Genomic DNA, 19,354 nt, shown 5'->3' with positions numbered 1-19,354 from the left:
AGCTTTTAAACTGTATTTAGAATAAAATATTTTATACCGCTCCTTGAGCAATCATTGCATCGGCTACTTTTACAAAACCTGCAATATTTGCTCCTTTTACGTAATCTACATATCCATCGGTAGTTTGGCCATATTGCACACAAGCATCGTGAATATCTTTCATAATGGTTTTCAATTTGTCGTCTACTTTTTCGGCTGGCCAATTTAAACGTAAAGAATTTTGAGACATTTCTAAACCAGAAGTAGCTACTCCTCCAGCATTTGAAGCTTTCCCTGGCGAAAATAAAATCTTAGATTTTTGAAATACTTCAACTGCATCGGGTGTACAAGGCATATTTGCACCTTCGCCCACTAAAATACAACCATTATCTACTAGTTTTTGTGCATCTTCTTTAAACAATTCATTTTGTGTAGCACAAGGCATAGCAATATCGCCTTTTTCTCCCCAAGGTGTTTTGCCTTCATGGAAAGTGGCATTAGGATATTGATCTACATATTCATTTATTCGACCACGTCTTTCGTTTTTAATTTCCATAATAAATGCCAACTTCTCTTCATCAATACCTTCTTGGTCTACTATATAACCACTAGAATCTGACATGGTAATAACTTTAGCACCTAGTTCTGTAGCTTTTTCTGCTGCATACTGAGCAACGTTTCCTGAGCCAGAAATTAATACAGATTTTCCCTGTAAACTATCTCCTTTACGTTCTAACATGCATTGTGCAAAGTATACATTGCCATAACCTGTGGCTTCAGGGCGAACTAAAGAACCACCGAAAGACAAGCCTTTGCCAGTTAAAATTCCTGTAAATTCATTTTGTATACGCTTGTATTGACCAAACATATAACCTACTTCTCGAGCACCAACACCAATATCTCCAGCTGGAACATCGGTATTGGGACCAATATGTCTGTACAATTCTGTAATAAAACTTTGGCAGAAACGCATCACTTCACTATCCGATTTTCCTTTTGGATTGAAGTCTGATCCACCTTTGCCACCTCCCATTGGAAGTGTTGTTAAACTATTTTTGAAAACTTGTTCGAAAGCTAAAAACTTTAAGATACTTAAATTAACCGATGGGTGAAACCGTAAACCACCTTTATATGGACCAATGGCTGAATTCATTTGAATACGATAGCCACGATTTACCTGTATACTTCCTTGGTCGTCTATCCAGGTTACTCGGAACATAATTACACGTTCAGGTTCTACCATTCGTTCTAACAAACAATGGTTTTGATATTTTTTATTTTCTTCAATAAACGGAATAATAGTTTCTGCAACTTCTTCTACCGCTTGAAGAAATTCAGGTTGATGCGGATTTGCCTGTTCAACCTTAGCTAAGAAAGACTTAATGTTTACTTCCATATTTTATAACTTGTTTAAGTATTTTACAAATATAAAATTTATAATTCAAGATATCGCAATAATATAATCGATTTTAAGCCTAAAATTATTAAATGCTCAAAATAAAAAAACTTAATAATTAAGTCTTTTATGATTTAAAAAGTAGAATTTTTTCAAAAAAACTACTTTTATAGGTCAAGTTTGAAAAATAATTTCTTTGCTAACTATGTTTTTATATATTTGCTTACTAGATAACTAACAATATGAAAATCAGGTTTAATTACATACTGCTGTTAATTATATTTCTCAATTCACCAGTTTTTGCACAGCAAGTTTACCATGAAGTTGGTTTTGGAGTTGGGCCCGTCAACTTTAGAGGTGATTGGGGCGAGCGTGGAGATTCGAGTTCAAACTTAGGAAACACCGGCTTTGGTGTAACTGCAGTTCATTTTGCTAATTTTGCTTACGGTAGAAACTCTTACAAATATTTTCACAAACATTTTAAATTAAGAAACCAATTTACATTACACCAAACTAACCTAAACCATTTCGGAAGATGGGTTAGAAATGAATCCCAAGCTTTTTTAGAACAAACTATAGATCCAAGTGATCCAAGAATAGGCCCTACCCTAGAAAACATGTCTGGTAAAGCTACAGTTATCGAAATTGGTACAGGTTTAGATTGGAACTGGAATACCATACGCGACTACGAACGCCAAGTAGAAATATTTCAACCTTATGCTGGTTTTGGAATTAACTTAGTTTATTTTAATCCAGAAGTGGACACAAGTCTTCCTGGTAGAATAGGATCTATTAGAAATACTTGGGGCACATTTTTACCTGGTCCAAACGGAGGTAAAGAGCGTATTTCAAATTCTTCTGAATTAACTGCAGCTGTAAACTTTCAAACAGGTACTCGCTATCGTGTAAATGAAGATGTAGATTTGTTTATTGAAGCAAGATGGCATTATTACTTTTCAGATTTTGTAGATGGATTAAATCCTAGAAATCCTAATAACAAAGTCAACGATTGGATGTTTTTCTTAAAAGTTGGCTTTGCTTATTATTTTGATTAAGGTTTAAATAGTTTAAAAAAAGGCGTGATTAAACAAAATCACGCCTTTTTTATAATATCCACCATAAACTAAGCCTAGCCTAAAGCTTGTTTTAAGTCTTCAATTAAATCGGTTTCATCTTCTATTCCAACACTTAAACGAATTAAAGAATCTACAACTCCTGTTTTTTCTCGTTCTTCTTTAGGAATACTTGCATGCGTCATGCTTGCAGGATGGCCTGCCAAAGATTCTACACCACCAAGTGATTCTGCTAAGGTAAACACCTTTACTTTTTCTGTGAATTTGATAGCGTCTTCATAATTATTTCCCTTAGTGGTAAACGAAACCATTCCGCCAAAATCTTTCATTTGTTTTTTAGCAATTGCATGATTAGGATGATTTTCTAATCCTGGCCAATAAACTTTTTCAACTTTTGGGTGTGTATTTAAATATTCAGCAACTGCTCTTCCATTTTCAGAATGGCGCTGCATACGCAAATGCAACGTTTTAATTCCACGTAAAACCAAGAAACTATCCATAGGTCCAGCTATGGCACCACTTGCATTTTGAATAAAATATAACTTATCGGCCAAAGCTTTATCTTTTACTACAAGCGACCCCATAACTACATCGCTGTGACCACCTAAATACTTAGTTGCACTGTGCATTACAAGATCTGCACCTAAATTTAAAGGTTGTTGTAAATAGGCAGTAGCAAAAGTATTGTCTACTGCTAAAAGTAAATTGTGTTTTTTAGATAGCTTAGCTAGAGCTTCAATATCTATTACATTCATCATAGGATTAGTTGGCGTTTCTGCCCAAATTAACTTTGTATTGGAGTTAATTTTAGCTTCAACTGCTTTCGTATTTTCCATTCCTACAAAATGAAACTTTATACCTAAATCTTCAAAAATAGAAGTAAATAAACGATACGACCCACCATACAAATCGTTAGTAGAAATCACTTCGTCTCCAGGTTTCAATAATTTTAAAACGGCATCGATAGCAGCAAGGCCAGAACCAAAGGCAAGTCCAAATTTCCCATTTTCAATACTGGCTAATGAGTTTTCTAAAGCCGTTCGTGTTGGGTTAGCACTTCTAGAATATTCAAAGCCTTTGTGTGCTCCAGGACTCGTTTGCGAGTAAGTAGAAGTTTGGTAAATAGGCGGCATTACAGCTCCGTAAGCTGGATCTATGTTATGTTGGCCACCGTGTATAGTTTTTGTATTAAATTTCATTAGTAAATATTTTGTAACAAATGTAAAGTTTATAAAAAGGCTGACCTTCAAATTTAAAATGCTTTACCATAGCTTTAACACTAGGCAGTCATTCTTTTGGTGTGCATAAAGAATGATATATTTGTTTAAAATTTAAAAATGAAAAAAGAATTTTACGCCTACATACAAAAATTACAAGAAGAAATAACCTCTGCAATCGAAAAATCAGACGGAAAAGCAAAATTTAAAGAAGACGTTTGGGAAAGAAATGAAGGTGGTGGAGGCAGAACTCGCGTCATTGAAAATGGAAATGTTTTTGAAAAAGGTGGTGTTAATATTTCTGCTGTTCATGGTGCTTTACCTCAATCCATGCAAAATTACTTTAAGGTAAAAGACTGCGATTTTTTTGCCTGCGGCATCAGTTTGGTTTTACATCCAACATCTCCACTAGTACCTACCGTACATGCCAATTTTAGATATTTTGAAATGTACGACCAAAATCAAAACATCGTAGACCAATGGTTTGGCGGGGGTTTAGATTTAACTCCGTATTACATTTTTGAAGAAGATGCTACGCATTTTCATCAAGTGTGTAAAAAGGCTTGCGATGCACACGACCAATCTTTCTACCCGAAATATAAGAATAAATGCGACGAATATTTCTGGAATTCACATCGCGATGAAGCCCGTGGAATTGGAGGCTTATTTTTTGATTATTGCAAAGCAACAGAAAACAAAAGCATGAAAGATTGGTACAACTTTGTAACGCAAGTAGGCAATCAATTTCTTGAAGCCTACTTACCCATTGTTGAAAAAAGAAAAAAACTAAACTATACAAAAGAGCAGCGAAATTGGCAAGAAATACGCCGTGGCAGATATGTTGAATTTAATTTAGTGCACGATAAAGGAACCTTGTTTGGACTTAAAACCAACGGCAGAATTGAAAGTATTTTAATGAGTTTACCTCCACATGTTCAGTGGAAGTACGACCACAAGCCAAAAAATGCTGATGAAGAAAAGTTGATAAAAATCTTACAAAACCCACAAGATTGGGTTTAAAATTATACATTTGAAGTAACTAATTAATCTTATACGAATATGAAAGGAATTATTTTGGCTGGTGGAAGCGGAACACGACTGCATCCTTTAACGCTAACAGTAAGCAAACAATTAATGCCCGTGTATGATAAACCGATGATTTATTATCCACTTTCTACTCTAATGTCTGCTGGAATTCGCGAAATATTAATCATTTCAACACCAGTAGATTTACCTTTATTTGAAAAATTACTCGGCGACGGCTCTAAATTGGGTTGCCAATTTGAATATGCAGTGCAGGAAAATCCTAATGGACTTGCAGAAGCTTTTATTATTGGTGAAGAATTTATCGGTAAAGACAAGGTAGCTTTAATTTTGGGCGATAATATTTTTTATGGTTCAGGATTAGATAAACTACTTCAACAAAACAACGATCCCGATGGCGGAATAATTTACGCCTACCACGTTCACGATCCAGGCCGATATGGAGTTGTAGATTTCGACGAAAACGGCAAAGTACTTTCTATCGAAGAAAAACCCAAACATCCAAAATCGAACTACGCAGTACCCGGAATTTACTTTTACGATAACGATGTGGTAAAAATTGCTAAAAATATTAAACCAAGCGATCGTGGCGAATTAGAAATTACCGACCTTAACAATGCCTATTTACAAAATGGCAAACTAAACGTGAGTATTTTAGACCATGGAACAGCTTGGCTCGATACAGGAACTTTTACTTCTTTAATGCAAGCTGCCCAATTTGTTGAAGTTATTGAAGAACGCCAAGGTTTAAAAATCGGTTCACCAGAACATACAGCCTACAAAATGGGATACATTTCTAAAGCGCAATTAAAAGAAATAATCCAACCTTTAATGAAAAGTGGCTACGGCAAAAACATACAAGTTAAATAACGAAGAAATAGCATCTATCTTTTACTGAATTTATGCAAGAAAAAATCATCGTTTTTGGTGCAAATGGACAATTAGGGCAATGCTTGCAAGAAATGGCAAAACATTTCAGCAAGTATAACTTCGTGTTTTTAAGCTCAAAAGAGTGTAATATTACCCAAATTGAAAATTTAGTTGAAACTTTTAAAAAACACCAACCCCAATTTGTAATCAATGCTGCCGCTTATACGCAAGTTGACTTAGCTGAACATGAAAAAGAAAAAGCCTTTGCCGTAAATGCAGAAGCGGTTGAATCTATCGCGAAATTATGTAGCGAGTACGAAGCCAAATTAGTCCATATTTCAACTGATTATGTATTTAATGGAGCAGCTAAAAACCCGTATAAGGAAACCGATGCTACTGACCCTATAAACATTTACGGAGCATCAAAATTAGCAGGAGAAGAAGCCATACAAAAACAACTTCAAGCACATTATATAATTCGTACTTCGTGGTTGTATTCTCAATTTGGACACAATTTTTATAAATCGATGTGCAACAAAATTGGAAGCGGCATGGAGTTGAAAATTACCACCGACCAAGTGGGTTGCCCAACCAATGCCAACGACCTTGCAAAAGTAATTTTGAAGATTATTGCTGCCGACAATGATGCATTTGGAGTTTATCATTTCTGCAATTCTGGTGCTGCTACTTGGTTCGATTTTGCACAAGCTATTTTTAAAAATGCAAATGCACTAGACAGCGTAAATTTATCTTCTACTGATTTTTACAAAACTCCAGCTAAACGTCCTGCTTTTAGCGTGATGCAAACTAATAAAATTTCGTCCGCTTTCAATTATGAAATTAAAGAATGGGAAAAAAGCTTGTTAGATTTACAACAAAGTCTTTAGTTGATATTTTTAAATAACATTGGTATTTAGTGGATTTTTTTAACACCAAATTGATGGTTTACGTGAAGGTTTGAAGTAAACCTAAAAATAATCTCGAAGCAAAATTTTAAGCCGATTAGGATTAATTCAATTTAAAGGCTGTTGTTTTAGCTTTTTTTAGTAAAATTGAACTTCAATTATTTATTTTTTAAATATGTACAAAAAACAAGTTTGGTTTTACGTTCTTTTTATTGTTTCCTGTTCTCTTTTTGCTCAAACAAAACAAGTTAGCTTAGAAGAAATTTGGGGCGGAGCTTTTCGAGCTAATTACATGCAATCCTTACAATCTTTAAACAATGGCACCGAGTACATTGTGCAAGAATACGATCGCGCTTCTGCAGAAATGAAAGTAGAAATTTATAATTATAAAACTGGAGAAAAAGTACGCACCTTGTTTTCTTCAAATGAGATGGAAGGTTTAAATGCTTTTCAAACTTTCACATTAAGTGAAAATGAAGATAAAGTCCTTTTAGGAAATCAAATTCAACGTATTTTTAGAAGATCAACCAAAGGAATTTATCATGTATACAATTTAAACTCCAAAAAATTAACGCCAGTTGCTAATGAAGTAATTCGGTCGCCACACTTTTCACCAGATGGCAAAAAAGTTGCTTTTGTGTTAAACAACAACTTATATTACAAAGATTTAGCTTCAAATAAAACCACTCAGGTAACCGAAGATGGAAAAATAAACGAAATTATCAACGGAGTTACGGATTGGGTGTACGAAGAAGAGTTTTCGCTAGTACGTGCATTCGATTGGAATAAAGATGGAAGTCAACTAGCTTTTATCCGTTTTGACGAAACCGAAGTGCCCGAATTTTCTATGGACATGTATGGTACCTATGGCAACGATTTGTACCCGAGCCAAGAAATTTTTAAATATCCAAAAGCTGGTGAAGCCAACGCCAAAGTAAGTTTACACATTTACGATGTAGCTTCAAATAAAATCAAAGCAATCGATTTAGGCGAATACGAATATATCCCGCGTTTGCAATGGACAAATGATGCTGAAATTTTAAGTGTGCAAACTACCAATAGACACCAAAATGAAATAAACTTACATTTTGTAGACACTGAAAATTACAAATCTGAAATTGTACTATCTGAAAAAGATGAAGCTTATGTAGATGTAGATTTTGATTTAACCTTTTTAGCAGACAACAGCTTTATTTGGACGAGTGAGAAAGATGGTTGGAACCATATTTATCACTACAATGCAGACGGTAAATTAAGAAATCAAATTACTCAGGGAAATTGGGAAGTAACCAATTATTACGGGTACGATGCCGATTCCAAACGCATATTTTATCAGTCTACCGAAAATGGAAGCGTAAACCGTGGAGTGTATTCTACAAAAACTAATGGTAAGTATAAAAAAGAATTAGCTGCTTTAGAAGGTACAAATTCGGCTTCATTTTCAACAGATTTCACTTACTTTATCAACACTTATCAAAATGTAGAGCAACCACCAGTTTACACTTTACATGATGCTAAAAATGGAAATCAAATTCGATTGATAGAAAATAATGACGAATTGAAAAATAAAATTAGTCAGTACGATTTTTCAGAAAAAGAAATTTCAAGCATAGAAGTCAACGGAAATGAACTCAATATGTGGATGGTAAAACCAACAGATTTTGATGCGAGTAAAAAATATCCATTGTTCATGTATCAATATTCAGGTCCAGGCTCTCAATCCGTATCCAACACCTTTATGGGGAGTAACGATTATTGGTTTCAAATGCTTGCTAATAAAGGTTATATTGTAGTTTGTGTAGACGGACGCGGAACAGGCTATAAAGGAAGAGATTTCAAAAAAATTACGCAAAAGGAATTGGGTAAATTTGAATTAGAAGACCAAACCGAAGCCGCTCGAATTTTAGGAAACAAACCTTGGATAGATGCTAATCGAATTGGTATTTGGGGTTGGAGTTATGGTGGGTTTATGGCATCGAATGCTATTTTTCAATCCAATGATGTTTTTTCTACAGCCATTGCCGTTGCTCCAGTGACCAGCTGGCGTTTTTACGACACCATTTATACTGAACGTTACATGACCACTCCACAAGAAAATCCTTCAGGTTACGATAACAATTCACCCATAAGCCATGTAAACAAACTAAAAGGCAAGTATTTATTAATTCATGGTGGCGGAGACGATAATGTACACGTACAAAACTCAATGCAACTCATTGAAGCTTTAATACAAGCCAACAAACAATTTGATTGGAGAATTTATCCTGACAAGAATCACGGTATTTACGGCGGTAACACACGCTTGCATTTATATAATTTAATGACTGATTTTATTTTAGAAAACTTATAATGGAAATTTGTTTTCAAACCAAAGAAGAAAGTAAAAAGTTACAACAAGAAGCATTTTTAAAACTTTCTGGTGAAGATCGCTTTATGCAGTTTTTGAAGCTATCTAGAAAAATTAATACCTTATTTCCACCAAAAGGTAAATTGAGCTTCGAAGAAAGAAACAAAGGCAACTTTTTGTTGATTCATAAAGATTTGAAAGACACTTAGAAAATAAAAAATAAGCTATACATCATGAACCAAACCCTAATCCCTCCACACAAAAGAGAACTTTTTGGACACCCAACTGGTCTCTATATTTTGTTTTTTACTGAATTATGGGAGCGTTTTTCGTATTACGGTATGCGCGCCATTTTAACCTTATACATGTTAGCAAAAGTAAGCTCAGCAAATCCTGGTTTAGGCTGGGAAGAAGGAAAAGCTTTGGCTATTTACGGTTGGTATACCATGTTGGTATATGTAGTGTCCATTCCTGGCGGAATTATAGCCGATAAAATTTTAGGTCAAAAAAAATCAGTTATGATTGGCGGTTGGCTTTTGGTTGCTGGTCATGGCGTACTTTCTATAGAACAAGATTGGGCGTTTTTTACGGGCTTAGGATTAATTGTTTTAGGGGTTGGTATGTTAAAACCCAACATCTCTACTATGGTAGGTGGTTTGTACAAAGAAGGCGACCCTAGAAGAGATAAAGGTTTCTCCATTTTTTATATCGGTATAAACATAGGTGCCGCTGCAGCTGCCATTTTAGTGGGTATTGTAGCTAATGCTTACGGTTGGCACTATGGATTTGGCTTAGCTGCCATTGGCATGGTCTTAGGACAATTGGTGTATGTATTTGGCCAAAAATATTTAGCCCATGTAGGAAACGCTCCAGACAAAACCAACACGCAAGATCAATCGGTGTCTATTGGTGAAATATTTAGCCAAATGTTAAACACCAAAAAAACTTTAGTTGTTTTAATTTTACTCTTGGCTGTTTCTGTATTTGCCCCTATTCAATTAATGGAAACTGAAGTTGCAGCCTATATTGTATTCTTCATTTTCTTGTCGATTGTAGTTGGTTTTATGATGACAGTTTACCAAGACTTAACAGGTAAAGTTGAAAAAGATCGTTTTGTGGTTTTATTGCTTTCCTTTTTAATTGTAATTGTGTTTTGGGGCGCTTTTGAACAGGCTGGTGGTTTATTGAATATTTATGCAGAACAAAAAACAGACCGCATTATACCCGAATTTCTAACATTCTTACCTTCTATTGAATCCGGTTGGGAAATTCCTGCAGCCTTCTTTCAGTCTTTAAATCCAACTTATATCATCTTATTTGGTATTCCGGTTGCACTCTTTTGGTCTTGGATGAAAAACAAAGGCAAAGAAGCTTCATCTATCTTTAAAATGGCCGTTGGCGTAATTATTATGGGACTGGGTTTTGTATTTATGGTTTTTGCTACCATGGAATATGAAAATAACGGAGAAGCAGCTTTGTACTGGCTAGTTTTTGCTTATTTATTACATACCATTGGTGAGCTTTCTGCTTCGCCAGTAGCCTTATCCTTCATTACCAAATTAGCTCCCTTACGTTATGGTGCTTTAATGATGGGACTTTACTTTGCAGCTACCGGATTAGGAAATAAGGTGGCTGGAGTAATAGGCGAATCTTCACAAGCTGAACGCATCGAAATTAAGCTAGATGCTTCACCTGAAAAGCTGAGTCCTTTTGTTGAAAATTCAGATAAAATCTTTTCAGAAAACAAGGCATTTACTATAAAAACTGAATTGTTTATAAATGCTAATAATCAATTAAGCTTTATTGAAGCTGCAACAGGTAAGCAAGTAAATTCAGTTTTTTCGTATGTATCTTCATCTAAAAATGCAGAAGATATACTTAGAGAACGCATTGAAGAGTATAAACCTACGCAAGAAAATCCATTACTTACCTATTTAAAATTCGATTTTAAAGAAGGTGCCTACTATGGCCGTGTAGATGTAGACCAGTTTCAAACCGACTTAGAATTTAAAACATTCGCTGGTATCGTAATTTTTACGGTTGCTTTTGGTGTTTTAGTAATTTTGTTATTAAAACCATTAAAACGCTTAACCCATGGAGCAGAAGAAAAAGAAATTGAAGGACTTGAAACCGAAGGCTTTGAATTAGCCGATGATGAAGTAAAGTAGGTATTTGTAGTTATGCAAATTTAAACCTATTCTTCTTAAGAATTGAAAAAACAAGACAAACCCCACAGATTTTAAAAACTTGTGAGGTTTAACTTTTGTAAGATTTACTTTTTTAAGAAAAATCAAGCGTTCCGCGTGAGGGATAGAAGTGAAAAGCCCACAGCGAGATACGAGCGAGGACTTGTAGCGGATAGCCCGGTCCCGTTTTAGAAAACGGACACGCCCAAAAGATGATGATAATTAACAAAAATGATTTATTTTGCAAACTTGTAATAAAGATTGAAAAATCATGAAAACCAACCTTGAACACCAACAACCGTTTAATTTTTTCGATACACAAGTTTTAGGGCATCCTGCGGGACTTTTTGTGTTGTTTTTTACCGAAATGTGGGAGCGTTTTTCTTACTATGGAATGCGTGCTATTTTAGTTTTATTTTTAGTCAGTTCGTTTGGGCTTGGTGGCTGGGATTGGCCCCGCGAACACGCTTTAGCATTGTATGGAACGTATACTTCGTTGGTGTATTTAACACCTATTCTTGGTGGCTATTTAGCCGATAAATACATGGGCTACCAAAAAGCTGTGGTTATTGGAGCAATAATTATGACACTTGGTCATGCTTCTATGGCTCTAGAATTTGCTCATTTTTTCATGTATCTAGGAATTGCTTTGTTGATTATTGGGAATGGTTTTTTTAAACCCAATATCACATCTATTATTTCAGAACTATACCAAAAACATCCCGATAAAAAAGACGGTGCATATACCATTTTTTACATGGGTGTAAATGCAGGGGCTTTTTTAGGAATTTTGCTTTGTGGCTATTTAGGCGAAAAAATCGGGTGGAGTTTTGGTTTTGGACTAGCCGGAATTTTTATGCTTTTCGGTATGCTTCAGTTTTATTTTGCTAGAAATATTTTTGGCAAAGCAGGACTAAAACCCACTAAAGAAGAAGACGAATCAGACGAAGATAAGGCTGCTAAATTAGAGTTTAAAGGCGACAAACTCAATCCGTTTACCTTTTTAGATAAACTGCTAATCGGAATTGCCGTTGTGCTAGGATTGGTTTGGATCATTAACGACCCGGTTTCCATAATTGGTAACAACAGTGTTTTAATGTTTGGAGAAACCGATTTATCTACAGCAACTGCTCTTACTGCTTTATTTGCCTTTTTATTGGTTTTATTCTTAAGAATTATTCGCTATCCAGCAAAAGTACGCGACCGTATGGTAGCTATCATTTTCTTTGCGCTATTTACTGTTTGTTTCTGGACGTGTTTTGAGCAAGCTGGTGGATCAATGACGATTTTTGCTAAAGATTATACCGACCGAATTATGGCTGGAAATTGGTACACGGTTTTCTTAATCGCTAATATTCTTATTACCGTTGTTCCTATTGGTATTATTACTTGGGTGTTGATTTTACTTTTTAAACAAACCTTTAAAAATTATCCTATCGCTAATATTACCTTGGGAATCAGCTTTATTTTAATTTGGGGATTAGTGATTTGGATGATTAATCGCGATTTAAATTCTTCAGCTTACATTGCCAATTATGAAGTGGTTGAAAAAACAATGCTCGATAAAAATGGGAAGCCACTTGTAGATAAAGAAGGAAGTATTAAAAAAGAAATAATTCCGATAACTGAAGATTTTGAGTTGAGTGTTGATGATCAGGTTATACAAAAAGAAGTAACCATTATTGAACCGATTGACTTTAAAGTTGGAGATAAAATGAAAGTAATTGATGTAGATAAAAAAGGAAATTTTATTTACCTAAATGAAGCTACTGAAAATAGAATTCGAGAAGCCACAGAACAAGGAGAAAGTACAGGAATAGTAAATGCAGAGATTAAGCAAATTAAAGAAAATGAAATTGAAATTCCAGCTACCTGGTTTTTAATTCTCAATTCGCTTTTCATCATTATGTTTGCACCGCTGTTTTCGAAATGGTGGGAGAGCAAACGCAATCCGTCTGGAGCGATGAAGTATGGCTTAGGTTTAATTTTACTCGGTTTGGGTTTTGCCGCTTTAGCTTTTGGTTCGTTAGGAATAGACCAAGGTGCAAAGGTAGCTTCCGTAAGTATTATTTGGTTAATTTTAGCCTACCTGTTCCATACCTTAGGAGAATTGTGTTTGTCGCCTGTTGCGCTTTCGTACATTAGTAAATTGGTGCCAGGAAGGATGATTGCTATGATGTTTGGTATTTGGTATATAGCCATAGCTATTGGCAACAAATTGGCAGGGACTTTGGGTGGACAAATCGATAAAATTACAGCTGAATATAGCATGACTACCTTCTTCTTAATTTTTACCTTAGTTCCAGCTGCGTTAGGTTTGCTTGCTATTGTGCTAAACCCACTTTTGAAAAAATTAATGCATGGGGTTCGGTAAGTACTATTTTAAATTTACACCCGTTAGTATATAAAGACAATTAAAAATGAAAAGTTTTGTAATCTTAATAGCCATGCTTTATACCATTGGGGTTTTTTCCCAAAACGTAAATTGGATGAGCATGAATGAAGCGCTAGCAGCGCAAGAAAAAAAACCCAAGAAAATTTTTATGGATGCCTACACCGATTGGTGCGGTCCTTGTAAAACTTTAGACAAGAAAACATTGAATCATCCCAAAGTAGCAGCTTATTTGAATAAGCATTTTTATCCTGTGAAATTTAATGCAGAAGGTACTGAAAAAATTATGTACAAGGATTTTGAATATACCAATCCTAACCACGACCCCAATAGAAAAGGTAGAAATGCGCAACATTTTTTGGCCAATGCATTAAAAATATCGGCCTATCCAACCTTGGTGTTTTTTGATGAAAAAGGAAATGTAATTGCTCCTGTGGTTGGTTATAAAACACCTCAACAATTAGAGTTGTACTTAAAAATGATGGTGAACGATGATTATAAAGAATTAACCACCGAAGAAGCTTGGCAAAAATATCAACAAAAATTCGAGCCTACTTTTTAAGCTATTTAAATACATCGTAATTGTAAATTATAAAAAATCCTTGCAAAGCTTAGGCAAGGATTTTTTTTTGAAAAATTAAGTATAAAATTAATCTGCTTCGTAAATAGCTAACACTCGAGCAGAAGGATCTTTAACATCTCCACACCACTTAGGCAACCATTGGTAAGGAGTTAATTGAAAGTGTTTTCTATAGTTTTTTTGAAAGGTTTTTAGATAAAAATAAGCTTCCTTGCTTGCTGGCAAAGTTGGGAAAGCATGTTTCTGCATGGCAAACTCTTCATCGGTAATTAAGGTATCTATGTAGGTTTGGATAATGCTACTCCAAGATTTTTTTAAGTCGCTTACACTATCAGAAAATCCGTTTTTACGTCTCCAAAGCACTTCATCGGGTATAAGTTGCTCATCTTCAAATGCTTTTCGAATTAAGTATTTTTCCATTTTAGCAGAACCAAACATGCGGTCTTTAGCAGGAATTTTCATGTAATACTCTACAAAAGCGCGATCTGCAAAAGGAACTCTTGCTTCTAATCCCGCATTAGAAATGGATCGATCTCCGCGTTTCATATCAAAAAAGTGAATATCTTCTAATAATCGAATGGCTTCATCTTGAAATGCAATTTCACTAGGTGCGTTTTGAAAGTACAAATACGAACCAAACTCATCGGCCGTTTCACCTGAAAAAAGGACTTTTACATCAGAATGTTCACTTACGTATTTAGCAATAAGTTGATGCCCAACTGAAGCGCGAATCGTGGTTACATCATAACTTCCTAACATATAAACGGTGTGTTCTAAAGCGGCTAAAAATTCTGCTTCGGTGGCTTCTACACTATGGTGCTTACTACCTATGTGTTCGGCTACTTTTCGGGCTGCTATTAAATCTGGACTACCCGGCAAACCAATGGAAAAAGTTTCTAACTGTTTTCCTTGTTTTTTGTATGCACGCGCTAAAATTCCTGCCACTAAACTACTGTCTAAACCACCACTTAATAAACAACCTACGGGGCGTTCGCTCATCATTCTTTTTTCTACCGCTTCGGTTAAAAGACGATTAATTTGTGTTAAGTATTCTTCTTCTGTAGCAGTTGAAGCTTCATAATGATGATGAAAGTATCGAGTGAATTCGCCTGTGCTTGATGTCCAATAATGTGCAGGCGGAAACTGCTTCAACGCAGTGCAAAAGGACAAACTTTTACTTTCTGAAGCAAAATAAGTTGCGCCTAGCTCATCCTTTCCTAAATACAAACCACGAACTCCTAAATGGTCTCGGGCTACAATAAATTGGTTTGTAATTTCATCGTACAATACAAAAGCAAATTCAGCTTCTACTTCCTTAAGCATCTGCTCCACACCTACTTTTCTGTATAAATCGATTAAAATTTCGCAATCTGAACCCGTTTCTAAAACAATATCGTATTTTTTAGCTAGTTCCTGATAATTGAAAATTTCTGCATTGGCAATTAACCAACAATGATTTTTGTACATCGGCTGATTTCCCTTTGGGCTTAGTCCATTTATAGCCAATCGGTGAAAACCAAAAAAAACATTTTTAGAAATGTTTTTAAATTCTGAATAATCTGGACCGCGATGTTTTATCTTCATAAAAGCATCAAACAAAGTAGATTGATCTAAAGTTGAGTCAATACTGGCAAAAATTCCACACATGCTAATAAGTTTATTATTTAAAGCAAATAAGCAATTTATATGAATAGTATTCAACTATAAAGACCATATAATTGATATATTTTAGTATTTTTGAATTTTAGAAAATATAATTTATATGTTAGATGAAACTGACCGTAAAATCTTAAATGTATTAAGTAAGGATGCAAAAGCATCGCTTAAACAAATTGGCGATGCCTGTTTTTTGTCTTCGGCTGGAGTACATTTACGCTTAAAAAAGTTAGAAGAACAAGGTATAATTACAGGTTCAAAATACATTTTAGACCATTCTAAAATGGGCTACCAAACCCAAAGTTTTATTGGTGTTTATTTTGACCGCGCTAATATTTATAGAAAAGTAAGCAAAGCTTTATATGCCATTCCCGAAGTAATTGAGTGTAGTTATACCACCGGAAATTTTTCGTTATTAATTAAAGTTTTGTGTAGAGATAATAAACACCTTACTGAAATTTTAAGTAACCAAATCCAAACTATTGAAGGCATTGCAAGAACAGAAACCTTTATTTGTTTAGAGCAGACTTTTCAGCGCGAAATTGAATTGAACTAAATTAAAAAAGTTAGTTCGAGAAATTTTTGGTTTCAGCCGATCTAGCAAAAATTATACGAAGAGCCATTTTTGCCCTAGCCCTAAAGGGTAAATGGCTAGATTTTTTAAAAATTTCATTCCTAGTAAATTACTTATTGCTCCCTTTAGGGGCGGTATCAACAAAAGGAAATTGAAACACCTTCTTTGCCTTCAGCATTTATCCCTAAAGGGAAAAATATGATTATATAGGCTATAAGTTATTCGATTTCTCGGTCTACATTTCCACACTTCAACATCATGCTTCCAAAATAAGGATTTTTAATTTCTGGCTCGGTGCTTAACCAAAAAGCGCCCTGATCGTTATCAGCCATGGGGCAAAATTGTACGTAGAGCATTTCATTTAAAGGGTTTTGTTGTTCAGCTAATTCAATCATTGCATCCGATAAATGTTGAAAATGCTGGCGTGCATCTTCCATATTTTTAGATTTTTGCACATCACCTACTAATTCTTGAAGAGCTTTTTTAGCTTCTTTATTCTCGAAATTCATGACATTCAGTTTTTGATGAAGCTCTTTTGCTATTTTTATAGATTTTTCTTCCTTATCTTCTGCTAAAGCTTCTTTTAAAACCAAATAAGATTTCATGATTTGTCCGAAATTTTCTTGTTCAAGTCTCACTTCTTTCCAAGCAATATTGGGTTTGGTGTTTTCTTTTGTTTTCGGATTCATCATACTTGGTTTATTCGCTAATTGCGCTTCAGAGTCTATACTAAAAGCTCCGTGAATTACAATTTCGTCTCCTATTTGTAATCCTGAAAGAATTTCAACAAAATCTGAAGATGAAGCTCCAGTTTCTACTTCTTTCATTTTAAAACATACTCCGTTTTCGTTTTCCAGTTGTTGATATACCACCGAACGTTTTCCTGTCCAAAGCACTGCCGATTTTGGAATCATTAGGCTTGTTTTTAATTCTGAATTTGAATTTATCAACTCAGCAGTAATAAAAACACCAGGTTTTAAGCTCCTAGTTGGGTTTTGAATTACTAACCTTGCTTTGGCTGATCTTGAATTGGCATCTAAAACAGGAGAAATAAAACTAATCTTGCCCGTTATCTCCCCTTGATTAGGAATGCGAATGTTAAGTTCGTCGCCTTTTTTAATTCGATTTAAATCGTTTTCATACACATCTACAATTGCCCAAAGTGTCGACAAATCGGCAATACGCATTAATTGTTGATCGGCTTTTAAATTATCGCCTTCTTTTACTTTTAAATTTGAAATCACACCTGTTTTAGGCGATCTCAATTTTAGTCTTCCGTTTACTATTGATTTGACATCACTAACAGCAAGTTGAAAATTTTCAATTTTAGTAGTGATGCTTTTCAACAACATTTCATTTTCTTGGCGTTTAGCCAACTCCAATTCTTCTTTTAATATTTGAATTTCGGGTGCATACAACTCGGCAATTACTTGTCCTTTTTGCACTTGTTCTCCATCTTCATTTACGTAAAGTCGTTCAATTCTAGCCTTAAAATTAGCCGATATAGATTGTGTTTCATCCTGGTTAATTTCTAAACGACCAGAAAAATTCATGTTTGATTCATGGTCTTGATTTTCAATCGTAATGGTTTCTATCTGAGCTAATTTACGAGCTGTTTTACTCATTTTAATCGCATCTGGGTCTATATCATTTTCCATTTGGCTGGCTGGAATCAAATCCATGCCACAAATGGGACAATCTCCAGATTCGTCCTGGCGAATTTGCGGATGCATGGAGCAAGTCCATTCCGAAGCATCGACATTTTCTTGATGATGCTTGTGGTTTGCATGTTCATTTTGCGATTTTTCATCTGAAGAAAAAAGGAAAAGACCTAGTAAAATACCGATGCCAAAAAGTAGACCACCAATGCTATATGTTTTTAAATTTATTTTCATTTTAAATGTTATTAATTAATAATGTATTTAACTAAAATTCCTCCCAATAGCCATATATAACATATAAAGGCTAGGTATTTCAAGACCTTTTCTAACAAAGGGCTTTTAGGTGCCATCTCCTTCATATACGAAATGTCTTTCTGTTTTGAAAAAAATCCTAGGTAGACTAAAACTCCCGAAATCAGCAAAAATCCGATGTTAATAAAAAAAGTATAATTGAATTGAAAATGGTCTTGGTCTGCGATGTTGGCAGAAGATATATCTGGTAACCAACGGAATGCATCTAAACTATAATGCAAGATAAGCGATGTGCCAATTAATGCAGTAAATAACAATGAAAGTATTAGCAGTGCCATTTTCCAACCATAATACTTGGCGTTAATTCTCAAAACTGGAAACACTACCAAATCACTAAAAATAAACGCCATAACGCCAGCAAAACTTACTCCTTTGCCAAACAATAAAGCAGCTAGTGGAATATTTCCCATAGATCCGATAAAAGTCATAAAAGCAGCAAAAGGGCCAACAATTACATGTTGTAAAAGTGTAAAGAATCCGAAAGAAGTCTGCCCTTCTCCAGTATTGATAAACAAGGTTTGAAAAAAACTATCTGGAACAAAAGCCGAAATAATTCCTGCAATGGTAAAGCCAATGCTTACATCTTTCCACACCATTTTCCACTCCATGCCATATTGTTTTCCAATTTTAACCCAATTGGTTTTATTCTGAATTTTTTCTGAAATTGGAGTTGATTTAATGTCTTCACTTTCAGCTTCACCAAGATTTTTTCTTGCTTTTGAAATAATAGACTTCGAGTTAAACAAAGCAACCAAACCCCATACGATGAGAATGAGTAAAACTCCACCCACATATTCTCCAACTACAAATTGCCAGCCTAAAAAGATGGAGATCACTATACCAAGCTCTATAACTAAATTGGTGGATGCCAACATAAATGCCATAGAGGATACAAAACTTGCTCCCTTTTGGAATAAAGATTTGGTAGTAGCAAGCGCCGAAAAACTACAGGAACTACTTAAAAACCCAAAAAAGGTTCCAAAAAGAACAGATTTAGCATCAGACGAACCCATGGTTTTTTGCATATTTTTCTTGGTAATAAATACCTGAATCATACTACTTAATGCGTACCCCAGAATAAAAGCCCAAAGTGCCATCCAAAAAAAGCCTAAGGCTGTTTGAGCTGCATTTCCCCAGTTTTCTAAAAAATTATCTATCCACA

At 34.9% G+C, this 19,354-nt stretch carries 15 protein-coding genes; 10 read left to right on the top strand and 5 right to left on the bottom strand.

Annotated features, from left to right (window positions below; translation table 11 throughout):
- Positions 1-31 precede the first annotated feature (31 nt).
- Complete coding sequence (gene gdhA / locus IEV63_RS07135) at positions 32-1,375, bottom strand: NADP-specific glutamate dehydrogenase (protein WP_188406109.1); 1,344 nt, start codon at positions 1,373-1,375, stop codon at positions 32-34.
- A 242-nt stretch (positions 1,376-1,617) separates the two neighbouring features.
- Here gdhA and IEV63_RS07130 point away from each other — a divergent pair, with 242 nt between their 5' ends.
- A complete protein-coding gene (locus IEV63_RS07130; RefSeq protein WP_188406108.1) occupies positions 1,618-2,430 on the top strand; it encodes a THC0290_0291 family protein in 813 nt (270 codons plus the stop codon).
- A 74-nt stretch (positions 2,431-2,504) separates the two neighbouring features.
- Here IEV63_RS07130 and IEV63_RS07125 read toward each other — a convergent pair whose 3' ends face one another.
- Complete coding sequence (locus IEV63_RS07125) at positions 2,505-3,647, bottom strand: cystathionine gamma-synthase (protein WP_188406107.1); 1,143 nt, start codon at positions 3,645-3,647, stop codon at positions 2,505-2,507.
- A 138-nt stretch (positions 3,648-3,785) separates the two neighbouring features.
- On the opposite strand from IEV63_RS07125, the gene hemF reads away from it, so the two are divergent.
- The 8 genes from hemF to IEV63_RS07085 all read left to right on the top strand — a co-directional run bounded on the left by hemF (position 3,786) and on the right by IEV63_RS07085 (position 13,971).
- Positions 3,786-4,685: an oxygen-dependent coproporphyrinogen oxidase gene (gene hemF / locus IEV63_RS07120; protein ID WP_188406106.1), complete on the top strand. Its 900-nt coding sequence runs from the start codon at positions 3,786-3,788 to the stop codon at positions 4,683-4,685.
- Positions 4,686-4,724: 39 nt separating this feature from the next.
- Positions 4,725-5,579 carry a glucose-1-phosphate thymidylyltransferase RfbA gene (rfbA, locus tag IEV63_RS07115; RefSeq protein ID WP_188406105.1) on the top strand — a complete coding sequence of 285 codons (855 nt, stop codon included), beginning with the start codon at positions 4,725-4,727 and terminating at the stop codon, positions 5,577-5,579.
- Between the two features lie 32 nt (positions 5,580-5,611).
- Positions 5,612-6,466, top strand: coding sequence for a dTDP-4-dehydrorhamnose reductase (rfbD, locus tag IEV63_RS07110; protein WP_188406104.1), 855 nt, complete (start codon positions 5,612-5,614; stop codon positions 6,464-6,466).
- A 193-nt stretch (positions 6,467-6,659) separates the two neighbouring features.
- Positions 6,660-8,834 carry a S9 family peptidase gene (locus IEV63_RS07105; RefSeq protein WP_188406103.1) on the top strand — a complete coding sequence of 725 codons (2,175 nt, stop codon included), beginning with the start codon at positions 6,660-6,662 and terminating at the stop codon, positions 8,832-8,834.
- Positions 8,834-9,040 (top strand): hypothetical protein, encoded by a 207-nt coding sequence (locus tag IEV63_RS07100; protein WP_188406102.1) that lies wholly within the window; start codon positions 8,834-8,836, stop codon positions 9,038-9,040. The genes IEV63_RS07105 and IEV63_RS07100 overlap by 1 nt, the downstream gene beginning before the upstream one ends.
- Positions 9,041-9,064: 24 nt before the next feature.
- Complete coding sequence (locus IEV63_RS07095) at positions 9,065-10,999, top strand: peptide MFS transporter (protein WP_188406101.1); 1,935 nt, start codon at positions 9,065-9,067, stop codon at positions 10,997-10,999.
- 289 nt (positions 11,000-11,288) lie between these two features.
- Complete coding sequence (locus tag IEV63_RS07090) at positions 11,289-13,391, top strand: peptide MFS transporter (protein ID WP_188406100.1); 2,103 nt, start codon at positions 11,289-11,291, stop codon at positions 13,389-13,391.
- A 46-nt stretch (positions 13,392-13,437) separates the two neighbouring features.
- The gene (locus IEV63_RS07085; RefSeq protein WP_188406099.1) at positions 13,438-13,971 is read left to right on the top strand and encodes a thioredoxin family protein; all 534 of its coding nucleotides are present in this window, start codon (positions 13,438-13,440) and stop codon (positions 13,969-13,971) included.
- 87 nt (positions 13,972-14,058) lie between these two features.
- On the opposite strand, the gene asnB is transcribed toward IEV63_RS07085, so the two are convergent.
- The gene (asnB, locus tag IEV63_RS07080) at positions 14,059-15,636 is read right to left on the bottom strand and encodes an asparagine synthase B (protein ID WP_188406098.1); all 1,578 of its coding nucleotides are present in this window, start codon (positions 15,634-15,636) and stop codon (positions 14,059-14,061) included.
- A 115-nt stretch (positions 15,637-15,751) separates the two neighbouring features.
- Here asnB and IEV63_RS07075 point away from each other — a divergent pair, with 115 nt between their 5' ends.
- Entirely contained in the window at positions 15,752-16,201 is a 450-nt protein-coding gene (locus tag IEV63_RS07075; RefSeq protein ID WP_188406097.1) for an Lrp/AsnC family transcriptional regulator, read from the top strand.
- A 236-nt stretch (positions 16,202-16,437) separates the two neighbouring features.
- On the opposite strand, the gene IEV63_RS07070 is transcribed toward IEV63_RS07075, so the two are convergent.
- Both IEV63_RS07070 and IEV63_RS07065 read right to left on the bottom strand, forming a co-directional pair.
- Positions 16,438-18,114 (bottom strand): efflux RND transporter periplasmic adaptor subunit, encoded by a 1,677-nt coding sequence (locus tag IEV63_RS07070; protein ID WP_188406096.1) that lies wholly within the window; start codon positions 18,112-18,114, stop codon positions 16,438-16,440.
- 11 nt (positions 18,115-18,125) lie between these two features.
- Positions 18,126-19,349: a permease gene (locus IEV63_RS07065; protein ID WP_188406168.1), complete on the bottom strand. Its 1,224-nt coding sequence runs from the start codon at positions 19,347-19,349 to the stop codon at positions 18,126-18,128.
- Positions 19,350-19,354: the final 5 nt, after the last annotated feature.

This window comes from Psychroflexus salis, from assembly GCF_014640175.1.
GTDB classification, from domain to species: Bacteria; Bacteroidota; Bacteroidia; order Flavobacteriales; family Flavobacteriaceae; genus Psychroflexus; species Psychroflexus salis.
Note: the sequence above shows the minus strand (reverse complement) of the source record. Positions and strands in the feature narration are given on the sequence as shown.

Bases quoted from the DNA above. Each gene is read 5' to 3' on its own strand.
- gdhA (WP_188406109.1), bottom strand. From the start codon at position 1,375: ATGGAAGTAAACATTAAGTCTTTCTTAGCTAAGGTTGAACAGGCAAAT.
- IEV63_RS07130 (WP_188406108.1), top strand. From the start codon at position 1,618: ATGAAAATCAGGTTTAATTACATACTGCTGTTAATTATATTTCTCAAT.
- IEV63_RS07125 (WP_188406107.1), bottom strand. From the start codon at position 3,647: ATGAAATTTAATACAAAAACTATACACGGTGGCCAACATAACATAGAT.
- hemF (WP_188406106.1), top strand. From the start codon at position 3,786: ATGAAAAAAGAATTTTACGCCTACATACAAAAATTACAAGAAGAAATA.
- rfbA (WP_188406105.1), top strand. From the start codon at position 4,725: ATGAAAGGAATTATTTTGGCTGGTGGAAGCGGAACACGACTGCATCCT.
- rfbD (WP_188406104.1), top strand. From the start codon at position 5,612: ATGCAAGAAAAAATCATCGTTTTTGGTGCAAATGGACAATTAGGGCAA.
- IEV63_RS07105 (WP_188406103.1), top strand. From the start codon at position 6,660: ATGTACAAAAAACAAGTTTGGTTTTACGTTCTTTTTATTGTTTCCTGT.
- IEV63_RS07100 (WP_188406102.1), top strand. From the start codon at position 8,834: ATGGAAATTTGTTTTCAAACCAAAGAAGAAAGTAAAAAGTTACAACAA.
- IEV63_RS07095 (WP_188406101.1), top strand. From the start codon at position 9,065: ATGAACCAAACCCTAATCCCTCCACACAAAAGAGAACTTTTTGGACAC.
- IEV63_RS07090 (WP_188406100.1), top strand. From the start codon at position 11,289: ATGAAAACCAACCTTGAACACCAACAACCGTTTAATTTTTTCGATACA.
- IEV63_RS07085 (WP_188406099.1), top strand. From the start codon at position 13,438: ATGAAAAGTTTTGTAATCTTAATAGCCATGCTTTATACCATTGGGGTT.
- asnB (WP_188406098.1), bottom strand. From the start codon at position 15,636: ATGTGTGGAATTTTTGCCAGTATTGACTCAACTTTAGATCAATCTACT.
- IEV63_RS07075 (WP_188406097.1), top strand. From the start codon at position 15,752: ATGTTAGATGAAACTGACCGTAAAATCTTAAATGTATTAAGTAAGGAT.
- IEV63_RS07070 (WP_188406096.1), bottom strand. From the start codon at position 18,114: ATGAAAATAAATTTAAAAACATATAGCATTGGTGGTCTACTTTTTGGC.